Annotated in this window: 1 protein-coding gene; it reads right to left on the reverse strand. The window is 53.6% G+C overall.

Features of this window, described 5'->3' with window-relative positions:
- A partial coding sequence (locus NE664_13390) for an exopolyphosphatase (GenBank protein ID MCQ4727626.1) occupies positions 1–496 on the reverse strand: 496 nt, incomplete at both ends.

Genomic DNA, 496 nt, shown 5'->3' on the forward strand with positions numbered 1-496 from the left:
TCCGCCGTATGGGAGGCGTGGCATTTGTAGCGCTTTGCCATGTTGCGGGATGCGGCAAGGATATCCTCGGTAAAATCGTGGCTGAATTTTACCGCCCTGGTCTCCTCCGCGTACTCCGCCGCAATGCCGTCACAGAGACGGATTCCGGGAATCCAGAACATCTCGGCGCCGGTCAGTTCCAGAACTCTCCGATAAATGATGGCGGCCGGCATTAAGAGGGCCGCATAGTCGCTGTTGACACCGAACCGCTCCTCGATCTGGTAGAGAGGCATATCCACCAGCTTTTCGTAAAATGCCTTGAAATCTTCGGCTGTCACCCGGTCCACAGGCTTACCCGTTCCGCTTCCCCTGGACAGATAGAGGATGCATTCGCCGATCCCGATTAAATTCTTGATCTCCCGATCCTTCAGATACATCTTTTTAAAGGTCATAAGCTCGTTGTCTACCAGTTCTTCGATCAGGGTATTCTCCATCCGGATGTCTGCCTGCATGTTGG

The organism is Anaerotignum faecicola (assembly GCA_024460105.1).
In the GTDB taxonomy this organism is placed as follows: domain Bacteria; phylum Bacillota; class Clostridia; order Lachnospirales; family Anaerotignaceae; genus JANFXS01.